General features: G+C 53.4%; 17 protein-coding genes. 3 read left to right on the forward strand and 14 right to left on the reverse strand.

Features of this window, described 5'->3' with window-relative positions; all coding sequences use genetic code 11:
- Nucleotides 1–24: 24 nt before the first annotated feature.
- Nucleotides 25–1,047: a DUF3014 domain-containing protein gene (locus E9531_RS10330; protein WP_136573675.1), complete on the forward strand. Its 1,023-nt coding sequence runs from the start codon at nucleotides 25–27 to the stop codon at nucleotides 1,045–1,047.
- A 21-nt stretch (nucleotides 1,048–1,068) separates the two neighbouring features.
- On the opposite strand, the gene xerD is transcribed toward E9531_RS10330, so the two are convergent.
- Nucleotides 1,069–1,968 (reverse strand): site-specific tyrosine recombinase XerD, encoded by a 900-nt coding sequence (xerD, locus tag E9531_RS10335; protein ID WP_136573676.1) that lies wholly within the window; start codon nucleotides 1,966–1,968, stop codon nucleotides 1,069–1,071.
- Nucleotides 1,969–2,050: 82 nt separating this feature from the next.
- Nucleotides 2,051–3,028, reverse strand: a complete 978-nt coding sequence (locus E9531_RS10340) for a tripartite tricarboxylate transporter substrate binding protein BugE (protein ID WP_425293580.1) — start codon at nucleotides 3,026–3,028, stop codon at nucleotides 2,051–2,053.
- Nucleotides 3,029–3,433: 405 nt separating this feature from the next.
- Here E9531_RS10340 and E9531_RS10345 point away from each other — a divergent pair, with 405 nt between their 5' ends.
- Nucleotides 3,434–4,120 (forward strand): hypothetical protein, encoded by a 687-nt coding sequence (locus E9531_RS10345; protein ID WP_136573678.1) that lies wholly within the window; start codon nucleotides 3,434–3,436, stop codon nucleotides 4,118–4,120.
- Nucleotides 4,121–4,204: 84 nt separating this feature from the next.
- On the opposite strand, the gene fghA is transcribed toward E9531_RS10345, so the two are convergent.
- The 5 genes from fghA to dusA form a co-directional block, all read right to left on the reverse strand.
- Nucleotides 4,205–5,035: an S-formylglutathione hydrolase gene (gene fghA, locus E9531_RS10350; protein ID WP_136573679.1), complete on the reverse strand. Its 831-nt coding sequence runs from the start codon at nucleotides 5,033–5,035 to the stop codon at nucleotides 4,205–4,207.
- 100 nt (nucleotides 5,036–5,135) lie between these two features.
- Nucleotides 5,136–6,245 carry an S-(hydroxymethyl)glutathione dehydrogenase/class III alcohol dehydrogenase gene (locus tag E9531_RS10355; protein WP_136573680.1) on the reverse strand — a complete coding sequence of 370 codons (1,110 nt, stop codon included), beginning with the start codon at nucleotides 6,243–6,245 and terminating at the stop codon, nucleotides 5,136–5,138.
- A gap of 144 nt (nucleotides 6,246–6,389) precedes the next feature.
- Nucleotides 6,390–6,677: a metal/formaldehyde-sensitive transcriptional repressor gene (locus E9531_RS10360; protein ID WP_136573681.1), complete on the reverse strand. Its 288-nt coding sequence runs from the start codon at nucleotides 6,675–6,677 to the stop codon at nucleotides 6,390–6,392.
- Nucleotides 6,678–6,973: 296 nt separating this feature from the next.
- Complete coding sequence (locus tag E9531_RS10365; RefSeq protein ID WP_136573682.1) at nucleotides 6,974–8,185, reverse strand: M20 aminoacylase family protein; 1,212 nt, start codon at nucleotides 8,183–8,185, stop codon at nucleotides 6,974–6,976.
- Between the two features lie 100 nt (nucleotides 8,186–8,285).
- Nucleotides 8,286–9,275, reverse strand: coding sequence for a tRNA dihydrouridine(20/20a) synthase DusA (gene dusA / locus E9531_RS10370; protein ID WP_136573683.1), 990 nt, complete (start codon nucleotides 9,273–9,275; stop codon nucleotides 8,286–8,288).
- A gap of 563 nt (nucleotides 9,276–9,838) precedes the next feature.
- On the opposite strand from dusA, the gene E9531_RS10375 reads away from it, so the two are divergent.
- Nucleotides 9,839–10,582 carry an IPTL-CTERM sorting domain-containing protein gene (locus E9531_RS10375; protein WP_136573684.1) on the forward strand — a complete coding sequence of 248 codons (744 nt, stop codon included), beginning with the start codon at nucleotides 9,839–9,841 and terminating at the stop codon, nucleotides 10,580–10,582.
- Nucleotides 10,583–10,636: 54 nt separating this feature from the next.
- Here the strand turns inward: E9531_RS10375 and E9531_RS17485 are convergent, their stop codons facing one another.
- The 7 genes from E9531_RS17485 to E9531_RS10405 all read right to left on the reverse strand — a co-directional run bounded on the left by E9531_RS17485 (nucleotide 10,637) and on the right by E9531_RS10405 (nucleotide 17,376).
- Nucleotides 10,637–10,807 carry a hypothetical protein gene (locus E9531_RS17485; RefSeq protein WP_158291760.1) on the reverse strand — a complete coding sequence of 57 codons (171 nt, stop codon included), beginning with the start codon at nucleotides 10,805–10,807 and terminating at the stop codon, nucleotides 10,637–10,639.
- Nucleotides 10,807–12,357 carry a phospholipase D-like domain-containing protein gene (locus tag E9531_RS10380; protein ID WP_136573685.1) on the reverse strand — a complete coding sequence of 517 codons (1,551 nt, stop codon included), beginning with the start codon at nucleotides 12,355–12,357 and terminating at the stop codon, nucleotides 10,807–10,809. The genes E9531_RS17485 and E9531_RS10380 overlap by 1 nt, the downstream gene beginning before the upstream one ends.
- A 187-nt stretch (nucleotides 12,358–12,544) precedes the next feature.
- Complete coding sequence (gene ptsP, locus E9531_RS10385; RefSeq protein WP_136573686.1) at nucleotides 12,545–14,416, reverse strand: phosphoenolpyruvate--protein phosphotransferase; 1,872 nt, start codon at nucleotides 14,414–14,416, stop codon at nucleotides 12,545–12,547.
- 62 nt (nucleotides 14,417–14,478) lie between these two features.
- Complete coding sequence (locus tag E9531_RS10390) at nucleotides 14,479–14,748, reverse strand: HPr family phosphocarrier protein (RefSeq protein ID WP_136573687.1); 270 nt, start codon at nucleotides 14,746–14,748, stop codon at nucleotides 14,479–14,481.
- Nucleotides 14,717–15,193, reverse strand: coding sequence for a PTS sugar transporter subunit IIA (locus E9531_RS10395; RefSeq protein ID WP_136573688.1), 477 nt, complete (start codon nucleotides 15,191–15,193; stop codon nucleotides 14,717–14,719). The genes E9531_RS10390 and E9531_RS10395 overlap by 32 nt, the downstream gene beginning before the upstream one ends.
- Before the next feature lie 60 nt (nucleotides 15,194–15,253).
- Nucleotides 15,254–16,516 (reverse strand): MFS transporter, encoded by a 1,263-nt coding sequence (locus E9531_RS10400; protein WP_136573689.1) that lies wholly within the window; start codon nucleotides 16,514–16,516, stop codon nucleotides 15,254–15,256.
- A 104-nt stretch (nucleotides 16,517–16,620) separates the two neighbouring features.
- Nucleotides 16,621–17,376: a YggS family pyridoxal phosphate-dependent enzyme gene (locus E9531_RS10405; protein ID WP_136573690.1), complete on the reverse strand. Its 756-nt coding sequence runs from the start codon at nucleotides 17,374–17,376 to the stop codon at nucleotides 16,621–16,623.
- Nucleotides 17,377–17,422: the final 46 nt, after the last annotated feature.

Here is a 17,422-nt window from a genome sequence, read left to right on the forward strand (position 1 = left end):
CCTGTTCATAAGGACTTAATCGCTATGGGGCAACGAATTCGCGCAAATGCACAGGGCTTGAATCAGAATCGAGCTGCATCGCCTCTTTTATGGGGACTGGTCATCACGGCCGTGATTGTGATTCTGGGGATCGGTTGGTGGGTATGGCGCTCGCCAGAGCAGGCGAAGCAAAGCTTGCAGAGTCTTCAATCGAATATTCAATCCCTGACAGGGCAAGAGGCCAACACGCCCAGTCCATCGGTCGAGCATGACACACCGCCAACAGATACTCCTGAGATCACATCTGAACAAGCACACGTCGATCCATTGGCCCTTGAAGACGAAGAGCCGCTCAACCCGATTGAGGCCCCTGAAGAGCTCGCCAGCGAGCCTCTGCCTTCTCTTGAAAGTTCAGACAAAAGCATCGGCAACGCTTTGAGCGCATGGGGGGCAACGCAGCAAGCTCGCGCACTCATTCGCAATGAGCAATTTATACGCCGCTTTGTCACAACCATCGACAATCTCACGACCCCCCGCGCGCCGTCAGCACTGTGGCCAATCTACCCGACAGAACCGAAATTTACCGTTGAAGACCAAAACGGAGGGGTAGAAACGCAAATTGCCCAGGCCAACAGTGCGCGTTACACATTGGCAGTGCAATTTGTACAAAACCTCAACGTGACACAAGCGGCACGTGACTACCGCCATTTCTATCCACTGTTTCAACAAGCTTACGAAGACTTGGGCTACCCCAACCGATATTTCAATGACAGACTCATCGCCGTAATCGACCATCTGCTTCAAGCACCTGAACCCATTGCGCCGCGCGTGCACTTGATGAAGGTGCGTGGCCAAATCGCATCTGAGCAGCCTTGGGTACGTTACGAATTTGAAGACCTTCAACTAGAAGCATTGTCTGCAGGGCAAAAAATCCTCGTTCGCATGGGGCCAGACCATGCCCGTGCAGTCAAAGCCAAATTGCGCGCCTTCCGTGATGCAATTGCCTCAGCCCCTGCACCACATAGCACGCCTACCTCGAGCCCCACCCTCACACCAGCATCCAACTAACATTGTGCCCTCCCCCACCTATCAACCTCGTGGATGGTGGGTGGCGTGTACGCTTTTTAAACGCTCACGGGCAACATGCGTGTAAATCGTTGTGGTTGAAATATCGGTGTGGCCCAGTAACATCTGAACTGCGCGCAAATCTGCTCCGTGGTTGAGCAAATGGGTGGCAAAAGCATGGCGCAAAGTATGCGGCGACAGTGACTGAGTGATGCCTGCAAGCTGTGCATACTTTTTCACCAACACCCAGAACATCACCCGTGTCATGCCATGGCCGCGTGCAGTCACAAAGTAATCGTCCGTGAGTTGACCAGCCAAAATTTGAGGCCGAGCCTCTTCGGCATAGCGCGCCAGCCACTGCTGCGCCACTGCGCCAAAAGGGACCAACCTCTCTTTACTACCCTTACCCATGGCGTGCAGCACCCCGTCTTGCATACGAATTTGGTAGGTCTTCAACCCCACCAACTCGCTCACCCGCAAACCACTGGCGTACATCAACTCCAACATGGCTTTGTCGCGCAAACCCAATGCATCAGAAACCTCTGGAGCTGCCAGCAAAGTATCCACCTGCGCCTCCGTCATCGTTTTGGGAACGCGCAATGCTTGCTTGGCCGCCTGCATACGTGCCGTAGGGTCTTGCTGAAGCAAACCCTCGCGAAACCCCCAACGGTACAGACGCTTGAGCACGGTAAGCCGACGGTTGGCCGTGGTCGCTTTCGTTTGGCTATGTTTGGCAGCGAAATACTGTTGCAGCGTGATTTCTGTCACATTCAATAGCCCAACGGGAGGCTTTTGTGTTTGCAGCCAGCCAGCAAACAGTTCAACGTCTTTGCGGTATGCATACAAGGTATTGCGTGATAGCCCTTCGTGGAGCCACAAACTGTCAATAAAGCGGTCAATCAATTCCTGATCGTGCTCATCCATCATTATTCAGACCTCAACGAAAAAACCGGTGCAAAGAAAACTTTGCACCGGTTATCACTCTAGCGGAATACGCGGGGTTTGCTTATTCCAGCTTCAAATTCTGCTTTTTCACCACGTCACTGTAAACATCAAATTCCGCTTTGATTTCTGCTGCAAATTCAGCCGGTGTATTGGCCACCACAATAGAGCCCGTATCTTCAATACGCTTGCGCACTGCAGGCTCTTGCAACACCTTCTTCACTGCTGCATTGAGCTTGTCGACAATTTCTGGTGGCATGTCTTTAGGGCCCAAAATCCCATAGTAGGCCATGCGGTTAGCAGGTTCCAATCCAACTTCTTTAAAGGTCGGCACATCAGGAATAGCGGCAACACGCTCATTGGCAGCGACCACAATGGCCCTCAAGCGGCCGCTGGTGATAAATGGCAGTGCCGATGGAAGGTTGTCAAACATGATTGGAACTTGCCCTGCAACCGCGTCATTCAAACCCGGGCCAGCACCTCGGTATGGAATGTGCTGCATATCCAAGTTTGCCAGCGTTTTGAACAACTCAGTCTGCAAGTGCCCAATACCGCCTGTCCCTGAAGAAGCATAAGAATACTTACCTGGGTTACTGGAAACTTCCTTAATGAACTCTTCATAGTTCTTGGCAGGAAATGATGGGTGAACCACAACCACGTTAGGGGTTGCCGCCATATTGATCACAGGCGTGAAATCTGTCAGCGGGTTGTAGCTGATATTCGGGTTAATGGCCGGGTTCGATGCGGTAGTCGAGACCGTGGCAACACTCAAGTTGTAGCCATCAGGTGCTGCACGCGCAGCCTCTCCAGCACCAATCACACCGCCACCACCGCCCTTGTTTTCCACCACAATGGATTGCCCCAATTCTTTGCCCAAGGGTTCAGAAATTGCGCGGGCGATAATGTCTGTAGTTCCACCAGCAGCAAAGGGCACCAGCAAACGAATCGGTTTATTCGGATAGTTCGCTTGCGCAATAGCTGTTCCAGCACTGAATGCCAGCGCTACGGTCGCAGCCACGGCCAAACAAGTACGTCGAGTCAGTCTCATAGGTGTCCTCTCTTCATTCAACAAAATGATAAACACGGAGTTTTTAATACAAACAAATTGCAACACAAACAGGAATTACCCTTTATTTATCTTGAAATCAAGCACAAAGCCGTTGCTGCCCAAAGCGCTTAAACCCTGTAAAAACATTGCATTTGAGTACATTTCAAGTTGCAGTTGCACGTTACCTCTGTGCATGCCCGAACGATAATATCCTTTAGATCACCGAATCATCTGGCAGAAACACTGCATGCATACGGCCTTTTTGCTTCACTCCGATTGCCAGTAAACGCATCACATTCCTCGGCGCCAGCTGCTACTGCCCTCTCGGGTTAATCGGGTTGAAACTTATACGCGCTGGCGGATGGCCTTTCGCGCGGCTTGATCCACCAACACCCAGTTATGAACCGCACTTCACCTATCTTTGATTACGCTTCAAGTACTCAAGGCCAGCTCACTACCATTGTGCTCACCGCCTTGGCCTTGCTCGGTGGCTATTACTTAGCGCCTTATCTTCCCCCTGTCTGGGGCTGGGAAAATGGCCTCATTGAAAATGCCCAAGTATTGGTTTTAATCGCTGGCAGCTTCTGGGCTATCCGCGAAGCACGCCACTCTCAGCGGCAACCTCATCGGGCCTTCTGGTGGATCATTTGCCCCATTTGGCTAGCAATGGCGCTGCGAGAGCTCAGCTGGGGGGCCTGCTTGTTGATGCCGCTGCACATAGACCCTGTCACTGGCCCTACCTTTTCATCGTCCCAACAGTTGTTCTATAAGCCATTCATTGCACCAACCTTGGCTGCAATGCTGCTCGTGCAAGCGCTGTTGGCTCTCCGTTGGCGTGTTGACAAATTACTGCCCCAGCTGTGGCGCATGCGTGCAATTCCATTGATTGAAATCGGGATTTTTGTGGTCAGTTTTTTGGTTTCCACCGCCGCAGAAGGACATATGGGTATGCATTTAAGCGGCTTACCAGAAGGCAGTGACCAACTGCTTGAAGAATGGGCCGAGTTATGGGCCTACTTGGCGCTATTTGCAGCCCAAGCAAGGGTCGCCATGGCTCTTCGCATTGCGCGCACACCCCCCACATAAAAATCCCTCTCCCCCAACGAATCAGCCACGCCATGGACTAATCCATTGCGTGGCTTTTGCATAGTCAAGGTGCTGATACAAGCCTTACTTCAAATACGCCGCGTGGTGAGCGATATGCTCCTCCATAAAACTGGCAATGAAATAATAGCTGTGGTCGTAACCTGGCTGCAGCCGCAATGTGAGTGGATGATTGCTGGCTTTGGCTGCGGCCTCAAGCAAGCCCGGTTGGAGCTGTGAATCCAAAAAGTCATCCTGCAAACCTTGGTCTACCAGCAGCGGCAGTCGCTCCTGCGCCTTGGCGATCAGCGCCACAGCATCATGCGCAGCCCATTGCGCTTGATCTTCCCCGAGATAGGCGGTAAACGCTTTCTGCCCCCACGGCACCTGCGAAGGCGCCACGATGGGTGAAAATGCCGACACACTCTGGTAAAGGCCTGGGTGGCGTAACGCCAACGTCAATGCACCATGCCCCCCCATACTATGGCCAAAAATGCTTTGCTTGCCCGTAGTCACAAAGTGCTTGGCCACCAAAGCGGGCAACTCTTGGGTCACGTAGTCTTCCATGCGAAAGTGTGAGGCCCACGGCGCTTGCGTGGCATTGAGATAAAAGCCTGCGCCTTGCCCCAGATCATAAGCATCATCATTGGCAACTCCCTCACCACGCGGGCTGGTATCAGGTGCAACGAGAATAATGTTGTGCGCTGCGGCAAATTGCTGCGCCCCTGCTTTGGTGATGAAATTCTGTTCCGTACACGTCAGCCCCGAAAGCCAATAGAGCACAGGGCAAGCCTGACCGGCCAAAGCAGCCGGTGGCAAGTAAACCCCCACCTTCATTTCTACGCCTAAAGCGCTGGAAGCATGCTTCCAAACCTCTTGGCGCCCCCCCCAGCTGGCATGCTGTTCGATTCGTTCCATCAGATAGTCTCCTAACGGCAAAAGTCAAGGCAGGAGAAATGGGCGCCCAGGCATGCAATCGCCTTGTGAGCCCCCTAAAAATCTCCCAACACGATGCAGATCAATACTTGATAACCGAACGGATAGATTTGCCCTCATGCATCAAATCAAATGCATGGTTGATCTCGCCCAAGCCCATGGTATGGGTCACAAACGGCGCCAAATCAATGTCGCCCTTCATTGCATCTTCGACCATACCTGGCAATTGGCTGCGACCTTTGACACCACCGAAGGCCGTACCCAACCAGCGGCGGCCGGTTACCAATTGAAATGGACGTGTAGAAATTTCTTGCCCAGCGCCCGCCACACCAATGATCACGGATTGGCCCCAACCACGGTGAGCACACTCCAGCGCAGCACGCATCACATTCACATTACCAATGCACTCGAAAGAGTGGTCAACACCCCATCCCGTCATCTCCACAATCACTTGCTGAATTGGTTTGTCAAAATCTTTGGGGTTGATGCAATCGGTCGCACCAAATGTCTTGGCCAAATCAAATTTGGAAGGATTGGTATCGATCGCAATGATGCGCCCGGCCTTGGCTTGCCGCGCACCTTGAATCACGGCCAAACCGATTCCACCCAGCCCAAACACAGCCACGCTATCGCCTTCTTGTACTTTGGCAGTGTTGTGCACAGCGCCAATGCCAGTAGTCACGCCACAGCCCAGCAAGCATACCTGCTCAGGATTAGCTTCGGGGTTGATTTTGGCGAGCGACACTTCAGCCACCACGGTGTACTCACTGAATGTTGAGCAGCCCATGTAGTGGTAGATAGGTTGCCCGTTATACGAAAAACGGCTGGTGCCATCAGGCATCACCCCTTTACCTTGCGTGGCACGCACTGCCGTACACAAGTTGGTTTTACCACTCTTGCAGAACAGGCATTCACCGCACTCTGCCGTGTACAGGGGAATGACATGGTCACCAGGCAGAACGCTGGTTACGCCTTCACCCACTTCAACCACAATGCCTGCGCCTTCATGCCCCAGCACCACAGGGAACAAGCCTTCAGGATCTTCACCAGACAGCGTAAACGCATCAGTGTGGCAAACACCAGTATCGGTAATGCGAATGAGCACTTCCCCCTTCTTAGGCGCAGCCACATCAATTTCTACAATTTCCAACGGTTTTCCAGGGCCAAACGCCACTGCTGCACGAGATTTCATTTTCAATTCCTTTGGGTAATTCAACAAAGAAGAGACTCAACGTAGAGGTAAAAACATTTGCTTCGCATATCGCTGGCCCAAGGCTGAAATGCCGGGCATGCACCAACAACTCAACTGCGAACCACCTCACGCGTGCGGGTCAAGTTATTTCAGATAGCTTCGGATGATCTTCATTAACTGCTCAATATCCTCTGCAGGCGTCAATTTGCTTGGCTTGACTGCCCCATCTTCGGCCAGAAAAGTTTCACGAAGGTGACTCTCCAAGACTTCGGCCATCAAGCCATTGGTTGCACCACGCAGTGCCGCCAATTGCTGAAGTAAATCATTGCAGCTTGAACCCGCATTGACAGCACGCTCCAAGGCCTCTGTCTGGCCTTTGATGCGGCGCAAACGTGTGATCACACGTTTTTTATCCTCTGGAGAATGGGGCATGACTTTTTAAAAAACAGTTCAATGAAACAGCATCGATGGCACATCCAAAGATACAGCTAGGGAGTATACACAAATACTCCCTACCAGTATAAAAATACGCACCGTATAAATGATCATTAGCTGTTGTCAGAGCTGCATCAGAAAAGGTCCTGGTAAGCCCCGCACAAGCTAAACAAAGGCTGGCGGGGTAACTTTCGCACCACCGTCAGTCCATAAAAAAAGCCCCAGATTGCTTCTGGGGCTTGATGACAGTGAACCAAGGCACGAGCCTTCAGGTGCACAGCCTTAGCGTCTGCTCACTCAGACTTTGCCAACCATTGGCGCGCCAAATGCACTAAATAGCTGGCCCCCAAAGGCAACAGGGCATCATTGAAATCGTAACTCGAATTGTGAACCAAACATGGACCTTGGCCATGCCCTGGCTCACGATGCGCTCCATCACCGTTGCCGATGAAGGCATAGCATCCAGGAATTTTCTCCAACATGAATGCAAAATCCTCGGCAGCCATAATGGGCGCTTGCGCAATGAGTTGCCCTTCTCCCAACATCCCCTGCAGCACGCCACGCGCAAACGCTGTTTCATGGGCATGGTTGATGGTCGAAGGATAAATCCGGTTGAACTCCAACGTACACGTTGCCCCATTGGCGGCACCAATGCCCGTCACGATTTCCCCCATACGGCGCTCCACCAAATCCAAGGTATCTTTGGTGTAAGCGCGCACTGTCCCAGTCATCATGCACTCGCCAGGAATGACATTAAACGTATCACCTGCGTGGATGGTCGTTACGGAAATAACAGCGGCCTCCAACGGCGATTTGCTGCGGCTGATTACCGCTTGCAAAGCTGGAATGATTTGGCTGGAGACCCAAATCGGATCGACTGCCAAATGCGGCATGGCCGCATGCCCCCCTTTGCCCTGAATGCGAATTTTAAATTCGCTGTTGGATGCCAAAACTGGCCCTGGCGACAAGGCAAACGTGCCTTCGGCAATACCGGGCATGTTGTGCATGCCAAAAACCGCCTCAACCGGAAATTGCTCCAACAGGCCCTGCTCCAGCATGACTTGGGCACCACCACCGAACTCTTCTGCAGGTTGAAAAATCAGCACTACAACACCCGCAAAGTCACGTGACTGCGCCAGCTGCTGCGCAGCGCCCAGCAGCATTGTCGTGTGCCCATCATGGCCACAGGCATGCATACGGCCAGGAACCGTGCTGGCATGTGCAAAGGTGTTGTGCTCTTGCATTGGAAGTGCATCCATATCTGCACGCAGCCCGACCATGCGCGCAGCCGCTTTGGCATCAGCCGTGTGCTGGCCACGAATCACCCCAACCACCCCCGTACCGGCCAGCCCCCGATGCACCTCAATCCCCCACTCCTGCAACTTGCCTGCCACCAAATCGGCGGTGCGGTGCTCTTCAAACGCCAATTCTGGATGGGCGTGGATATCGCGTCGAATCGCCGTCAATTCCGCATGGCGGGCCACAATAGCATCAATGGGTTTCATATCAATTCTCGATGAATAGCCGCGCACATCAACTGCCCCAAAAGCAAAGCTGAAAGCACAGCAACAAAAACAATGCGTATAACGGAGAGATACCGCAACATCATTCCCCAAAACGGTAGCGAACAGCCGCTTCCTGAGCCTGCTGGTAAATCATTCTTGGGGGCAGTTCCTTGCGCTTGTGATCACTCCACACTTGTCGCCAGGCTCGTGCGCCAGAAACCCCATTGCGCAAACCCAGCATATGCTTGGCGATGGTAAGTACCGGCACGCCTTTGGCTACTTCTTTTTCCATGTAGCACACCATAGTCTCTTCCACTTCATCGCGATCAAGTGCAGAAGGTTTTGCATCAAAAAACGTTTCATCCCAAGTCGTCAAATCCCAAGGTGTGTGGTAGGCCTGGCGGCCAATCATGGCGCCATCGACATGCTGCAGCTGCTCTTGAATCTGGGCATTGGTTTGCAAGCCTCCATTAATGGCAAACGTCAGCGAAGGGAAGTCTTTCTTCAACTGGTGCACCACGTGGTAGCGCAAAGGCGGAATATCTCGATTCTCCTTGGGGCTGAGGCCTTTAAGCCAAGCATTGCGTGCATGCACGATGAACACCGAACACCCTGCCTGCGCCAACGCACCGACAAAATCCCGCACCGGCGCATAGTCCTCGTTCTTATCCAGACCGATGCGGTGCTTGACAGTGACGTCGATGGTGCATGCATCGCGCATGGCTTTCACACCATCGGCCACCAAAGCGGGCTCAGCCATGAGGCACGCACCAAAGCTGCCACGTTGCACGCGCTCACTGGGACAACCACAATTGATATTGACCTCGTCATAACCCCATTGCTGCGCCAGCTTCGCACACGCGGCTAAATCGCTGGGCGTACTCCCCCCCAACTGCAATGCCAGGGGGTTCTCCTCAGCATTGAAACGCAAAAATCGTTCAGCCCCGCCATGCAAAATGGCGCCCGTGTGAATCATCTCGGTATAGAGCCTGGCATGCTGCGTGAGCAGGCGGTGAAAATAACGGCAATGCCGATCCGTCCAATCGAGCATTGGCGCCACCGATAAGCGCCAAGGGCTATATTTCTTCATAATTTGTTGATTTTATTGAATTACTCATAAAAAAATTCAAAAGCACTTCCTTTTAAATTTTGCATATAACAGTGCATTTGCGAGTATTTCTTGGTTAGAAGTGCATCCCTGAAGGCTGTTGTGCACCGAATTTATTCCCCTTATTGCATCAACCAAGCACGGCAATGGCAAATGCGCTCAAATCCGCATAAAGAAATCGGGCGCCATTATATTTAGAGAGCCAAAGACCTGTATGGGCCGAGCTGTTTCTGCATAGGGAAAGCCGCTAAAAACATAAGCCTGACAAGCTTATTTGCACACATTCAATTCCATGTGTGAGTCCCTCAAACCCAATCCCTATCCCAGACGCAGTGCATCTGCATCACCGGTCATTGATTCAATCCGTTCATTGGCGGGAACATCTGCAAGCAAGGGCTTCGCATGGAAGGAGTTGCGCCGATAACCAACCAAGCGCCTACCAAGCCTCTTTTGCATAAAAATCACCTCAAAATACCTGAAATCAGTGATAGACAGTGGCTTTTTTTGAGCGTAGATTCTCGGTGACTTTGTTAACCAATTGAAACATGAAACACACTCTCAAATTGATTCCTGCCGCCCTGCTCGCTTTTTCTATGACTGCGCATGCTAGTGTCGAACTTGTCATCCAACAAGTTGGCGCCGATGTTGTTGTGCGTGGCTCGGGGAGCCTGACCACGGGAAATATGTGTATGCCCCATTCAGGCGAAAATGCACCGAGGTCCATCAACAGCAAAGACGCAAACACAGACCTACCATTTGCAATAGTCTTACAACCACTCATGCTTCTATTTAATGCGTCACTATTCAGTGCGCCAGAAGCTTATTTGCAGTGTCAGTATTCAGTCACTCAAAAGAGAGGAACAGGCATCAGTTCCGAAGCAGAAATTAGTGAAGAATTCAGTGAAGGAGTTAGTGAGGGAGATCTATTTGGCCTTTTCGAAAATCCGAACCAAAGTGAAAACGATCAACTGTCAATAATACTTCCACCCAACTACTCAAGCGGATCGCCCCTTCAGTTTTCTGGAGTCATAGCGAATAAAACCTTGCAAGACCTTGGCTTGACGGTTGGCGGCAGTTATTCGTGGACCTTGAGCACTGAGCCAGTCGAGCAGCCATCCCCTACACGACTCAAAGCGGCAGGTACGGAATTAGTGTCCATTGTTGTTCAGGCTGCAGCCGCGCCGAACACAGCCACGCCAGTCCCAGCGCTCGGCGCCTTCGGCCTCATGGGCCTAGCCGGTGCCATCGGTGCTGCCGGTGTTGCAATGCATCGCAGACGCAAGCGATAAACCCAACCAGCTTCCCCAGCCGCTTTCGAGCGGCTTTTCTTTTACCGAAGCCCGCTATGCCGCAGGCGTTTTCTTTGGAAAAAGCATGGTTTCAGCAGCAGCGCGCTGATACCAAGTTACCCATCCCCAGCCCCATTGCGCTGCATAAAAGTTGTGAGAAGTCCTGCAGTCTGCCTTGCGATGGTGCATTAAAAATACCAGCAGAAACGAATTGGCGATCACCATCACAGCTCAAAAGCAACTGAACGCACCATCCCCTCAAGCAAATCACGCGCAAAACCAGGCATCTGCGGTTCATAAGGCTCAGCCTGCTGGCGCAAGCGTTGCAGCAACACATCCACGGCCTCAATCGACTCCAAACTATAAAACGCGGTCATGACTTCATAATTCAGAAACAGGCTGCGTGTATCCATATTGGCTGAACCACACAGCGCCATCGCATCGTCAATGACCACGACTTTGGCATGGCACATGCCATCAATCCATTGCACATGCGCACCTGCCTGAGCCAGCTGCCGCAGCGGACGCATGCGTGCGATGTCTGCCAAACGGTGGTTCGATGTGCGCGGCATGAGCAACTCCAACCGCACGCCACGGCGCACGGCCAATGCCAGCGCTGCAGTCAATGCGTCGTCGGGCACGAAATAAGGCGTGAGCATCGTGATGCGTTGCTTTGCATGAAAAACGCCTGTGAGCAACAGGGAGTAGATGGTGTCGTCAGCTTGGTCAGGGCCGCTGGCGATCATTTGCAATGTCTGGTCCTGCAATGCGGGCGCCAACACCGCAGCATGGGGCTGCTGGGCACTGGCTGAGGTGGCGGCGCCTGACCAACTGCTCATCACCAAATCTGCCACATGCTGCCAAGTCCCTTGCAATCGATAAAAAGCATCGATGGCGCTATGTGCCAATGCCTCACTGACTACGCGCCGTGCGCCCCAAAGAAGCGGAGCCGAAGCGTGTGTCCAATCTGATGCAAACAGCGCCTGAAAATGCTGTGCAATGGCCCCTTCTGCTTGAAAGCTCACATCCTGCCATGCAGGGTGGCGTGGTTGATCCAGAAAATACTCCACTGCAAAATTGCGCCCACCCGACCATACGTAGCGTCCATCGGCCACCATGTACTTGCGGTGGTTGCGCAAATTAGCCCGTCCTTTGACACTGTTGTGCCATATCGGCATAAATCGCCGCAAGGCCACTGCATTTTGCTCCAAGCGGAGCATACTGGCTTTGCGCAACCGCAAACTGCCAATGGCATCCACAATCACCCGCACCCGCACCCCGCGGTGCGCCGCAAGTACCAAAGCATCAACCACACGGGCTGCGACCACATCATCGTTGCCTAGGATGAAGGTGCACACCAACAGCTCGTGCTCAGCACGCTCAATAAATTCGAGCACGCCCAACAAAGCCACTCGGCCATCCGCATCAAAATGCAGCGCCTGTACCCCCACTGCAGCAGGAATATGCATGGCTGAAAGCACATCCTTGGCCCATGAAGGCGCATGCCGAGGCTGCGTATCGCCCCCCACAACCTTCTGGCTTTGCTCTTGCCCTACCAAAGAGGTTGCTGCGTTGGGAACCTTAGTCACCTTGCGCAAACCGAAAAATAGGTACAGCGGCACGCCCAAGTACGGAAAAGCCACCAACAGCAATACCCACGCTACCGCTGAACCTGGTGAGCGCCGCATGTGGTGCACACGATTGGTGAGCACATACAGCAGCAATGCCAAACACACAATGCTGAGGTGGCCCAATGAGAGAGGCAATGCGTACATCTACAAGAACAAGGTTGGCGGCTTAGAACGTGTGTAAAAGAGAGATGCGCAAAAGGCCAGGCCCCTGAACACCACAGAAAGCAAGCATTGCAAAATGTGGGGTTAGCGCAGCGCAGATGAAAACCATTGTGCCTACCCCTTCCATGTACCGCACTAGCGTGGGGGTACTGGCCCGCTGCACAAAACGTTATGCCGCCTGCTGCACCTCCAACGCATGCTGTGATATGAGTGCTTGTGGGTCAGCAGAGGCAAGCACGCTGCGAGACCAATGGGACAAGGTCTGTGTATTGGCATGCAAGATGCGTTCTTTGACCGCCAATAGCTGGACGGGGTGCATGGAAAAGCTCTCCAAGCCTAAGCCGAGCAGCAAATCGGTAACCTGCGGGTCACCAGCGATTTCACCACATACACTCACATGCTTGCCGCGTTGCTGGCACTGCGCAATCACATGGGCAATCAACCGTAAAACGGCAGGGTGTGTCGCATCAAACAAATGCGCCACCGCTTCGTTGGCACGGTCAACGGCCAAGGTGTACTGCGTCAAGTCGTTACTACCTATGGAGACAAAGTCCAAATCATCCAGCAACAACTCAATCATCAACGCGGCTGCAGGTACTTCCACCATAGCCCCCAGTTGCACGAGGCCAAATGGCAAGCCCTCCTTCTGCAACTCTTGGCGAGCCAACTCCAGCTGCACGCGTGCTTGTTGCACTTGTGCGGCGTGCGAAATCATCGGCAGCAGAATGTTCAGAGGTCCATGTGCAGCCGCACGCAGCAATGCGCGCAGCTGCGTTCTGAACATATCGAGGCTGGACAGACTCCAGCGAATAGCGCGTAAGCCCAGTGCGGATTGGTCATGCACAGAACGCCCTTGTGTTGCAGCATCAAGTAACTTGTCAGCACCAATATCCACCGTTCGGATCGTCACTGGAAGCCCGTGCATGGCTTCCACCGCCTCACGGTAGGCTTGGTATTGCTCTTGTTCATCGGGCAGTGCGCCATGCCTGCCCATGAACAAAAATTCGCTGCGGAACAGCCCAACTCCCACAGCACCTGCAGCCATTGCGGCTTGGCAGTCTGCAGGAAACTCAATATTCGCCAATAGCTCAATGCTCTTCCCATCCTGCGTAGTCGCTGCCGTGTGGCGTAACTGCTCCTGCCGCTCGCGGATGCGCAAGTCCTCCTTTTGCAATTGGCTGTAATGGGCCAGCGTGGCCTCATCAGGGTTGATGATGACCAACCCCGCATCGGCTTGCACAATCACGATCGCATCTTGGCTGATGCGCTTAGATGCGTCAGTGGTTCCCACCACAGCAGGAATATCCAGACTGCGCGCCACAATGGCAGTGTGCGAAGTAGCTCCACCAGTATCGGCAATAAAACCCGCAAATGCGTCATGCTTGAAATGCAGCATATCGGCAGGTGCCAAGTCATGGGCCACGATGATGCAAGGCCAATCCATCGTATGGTGCGCGCCAACACGCAGCGGCACATCTTGCGAGGCACTTTTGAAGTGCTCAGCGTCTTGGCCTTCATGCCCACTCAAATCAATCAGGGCCTGCTCCAGCGCATCTCCCGCAGGCGTTGCGCTCCCTACAGATGCAGCAGGCGCAGTAGCTGCGCGCATACAGTGCACAACACGCGAGACCAGTTGCTCCAGATCGACTTTGCGCTCACGCAAATAGCTGTCATCCATCGCGTCGAATTCGCGCGAAAAATGTGCCAGCTGCTGCATCAGCGCCCATTCAGCGTTATAGCGCCGCTGCTGAATAAATGCGGTCGCACCATTTCTAAGTTCCGGATCTTCAAGCAACATGGCATGCACATCGAGCAAGGCATGCAGCTCCGCCGAAGAGGCGTCATTGGCAATGGTTTTTTGAACGCGGCGCAGCTCCACAATCGCTTGCGCAAACCCAGCATCCAAACGCTTGATTTCGCGTTCAATGTGTTTGGCGCTCACCAAGTAATGCTTGACTTGCAAAGGCTCGCGCCCCAATAACAAAGCCCGACCGATGGCAATGCCTCGCGACACGGCAATGCCGTTGATGCGTTCATTCATGGTCTTCACTCCTTCTGTTGGCGATGCCTGCGCTGCGACAAGCACACATACATCGCACGCTTTCACTGTTCTTCGCCAAACTTGTCAGCAATCAAGGCCAACAACGCTTGCATCGCGTCCTGCTCTTGCGGACCATCGGTTTCAATCTCTACTTCGCTGCCAATGCCTGCAGCCAGCATCATCACACCCATGATGCTTTTGGCATTGATGCGCCGGCCATTTCTGCTCATCCACACTTGACAAGGAAAGCTCCCGGCCAGTTTGGTCAATTTGGCTGAAGCGCGGGCATGCAAGCCCAGTTTATTGATGATGGTGGTTTTGGTCTGAATCATAAGAATGTCGTACTGATTGCTGGCGCCCAGCCTTGGGCACCACATTGGGCGAGACGGCAATAATGCCTTGCACGCCGCCAGACTCGGCCCGCTCAACCCATTGGGCCAAGGGCTCATCGCTGTAGGTGATTGCACGCAGCAGCATGGGCACATTGGCACCTGTAAGCACGCGCGCCTCCATCCCTTGCTCAACACACCAATCGGCCCAATCGCGCGCAATATTGAAAGGGGTCGCCCCAAACACATCGGTCAGCAAAAGAACCGGTGCATTGGAGTCTCCAAGCCACTCACCAGCCTTTGCATGCCAGCTCGCGACGTCGTGCTCGGCGGTCACGTCCACCACCACAATCTGCTCGGCACGATCGGCAAACACATGCCGTGCGCAGGCTTTCAACGCACTGGCCAACGGTGCATGGGCAATCAAAACAATACGGCTATCCGGCATAAGGCATCGATGTCCAAAGAATAAGGGGAAAGCGCCATGAGTAGTCAGGCCAACCAGAACTCATGCAGCTTGCGCAAGCGAAGCAGCAGGCACACGAAAACGTAAGAACCAGCCCAATGCTGCCACGTTAACACCCCACAACAGCCACATGGCATTTTGGTAAGCGCCAACCGTGTCAAAGCCTGCAGCGAGAAATGCGTCAATAGCCACACCAATCGTCCACTGCATAAAGAATGTGCCTGAAAAAATGGCTAAATTGAATGCGGTCAGGGTGCGCCCCGCCAAGTGGCTAGGAAAGCCTTGCGCCAGCTTCGGCTGTACCATAGAAAAGGCCGTAATGCTCAGGCAATACGCAGCCCAATAAGGCCAACCTGCCGCAGAACCACGCCAGACAACAACCGGCAAAATCAACAAACCCAAGGAAACTGCGCGCAATGCCAGTTGCTCAAGCGTCATGCCTGCACGTTCCAATTTAGGCGCCGCCCAGCCCCACAACAAAAAGGCACACATCATCAATACATTAATGGCCAGCAAGCCTGATGCTGCTTGCTGGGGTGTTTGACCCGCCACGTTCTGCAGCCAAGGGCCTGCCCAGAGCGTCAAAATCGCAAACAAACTGCCGTAGCAGCAAAAACCCAGCGGTACCACACTGATGAAACGGCGATCACGCACGATAGTGCCATAGCCCTTCAAAATCTCCCAAGCTGAAGGCGGTTTTTGCGTGCTGCTGGCTCTTGCATTCTCCCAACGGGGCAACCCCAACAGCAACCCCACCAAAGCCACGCAGCCAATAGCGGCCCATACCCAAAACACACCACGCCAGCCCCACAGCGGCAACAGCCACTGTACCGGCAGGGTAGACAGGAGCATCCCCAAGGCACCAACCATTTGCATCCATGCACTGGCACGCACCAACGTGGCTGGCGCATACCAACGCCGATAAGCAGTCAACGGAGCCATCAAACCTGCGGCCAAGCCCAACCCCAATAAAGTTCTTCCTACCAAAATACCTACAAACGATTGGGCAGTTGCCACACACACACTGCCCACCAAAGCCACAGCGAGAAACACTGCAGCGGTACGTGGAGGACCAAACCTATCCAAGCAGATGCCCAGCGGAATCTGCATCAGACAAAAGCCGACAAAATAGCTCCCCGCCAACAACCCCAACTCAGAAGCTGAAAGCGCAAAGGTAGCGGTAAGTTCCGGCGCCAGTGTTGCCGTCACTGCGCGCACCATCGTGGAGAGGATGTACACCAACGCAAACACCATAAATACGCGCACTGACGCGCCTGCGCTCAGAAAAGTTGAAGTTGGTTGCATGAATCAAGCTCTCTTGAATAGTTTTCTTTCATGCGCCAAGCATGCATGGGCTGCATGCGAGCGCCTGTCTCGCGTTTGGCGTTCACACACCTTGTATTGGCTGCTCACTGTGCGGGCCAATAATGGCTATCAGGTAATGCGCGCGCACCAAAAATGGCTTGACCAACACGCACGGTAGTCGCTCCCTCTTCAATAGCCCATTCAAAATCACCAGACATGCCCATGGACAATTCCCGCAAGGCACCAGCATACGTCGTTTCCTGCTGGACTTGATCGCGCAGCGCCCGTAAAACGCGAAAGCATGCACGCACACGAGACTCTTCAGAGGTATTGATCGCCAGCGTCATCAAGCCGCACACTTGCAAACTGGAAAACGCGGGCAACTGCTTTACAAATGCCACAGCCTGGGCGGGTTCAAGGCCAAACTTGCTCTCTTCGCCTGAGGTGTTGACCTGCACCATGACCTTTAAACTACGCCCCAATACTTGCAAGCGCTTATCCAGCGCCTCAGCGACACGCAAGCTGTCAAGCGCATGGAACTCGCTGGCAAACTCGGCCACGACCTTGGCTTTGTTGGTTTGCAAGTGCCCAATCACGCACCACTGCAAATCCGTCAGGTCACCCATAGCCTGCCACTTGCCATGCGCCTCCTGCACTTTGTTTTCCCCCATCTGGCGCACACCAGCTGCATAAGCTGTTCTCAGCCGATCAACCTCAACCGTTTTAGTCACGGGCAACAGTCGTACTTCCTGCGCACTGCGCCCTGCCCTTGCACACGCAGCCTGCATGCGCGCATGGATTGCCGCTAGGTTGTGTTGTATATCTTCAAGGAGCAATGCCGGTTGGTAGCGTTCAGACATGGTAAAAGCAAAAGCCCGTCACCTCACATGCTGCAGTTACAACGCG

This window comes from Lampropedia puyangensis (assembly GCF_004833285.1).
Lineage (GTDB): Bacteria > Pseudomonadota > Gammaproteobacteria > Burkholderiales > Burkholderiaceae_C > Lampropedia > Lampropedia puyangensis.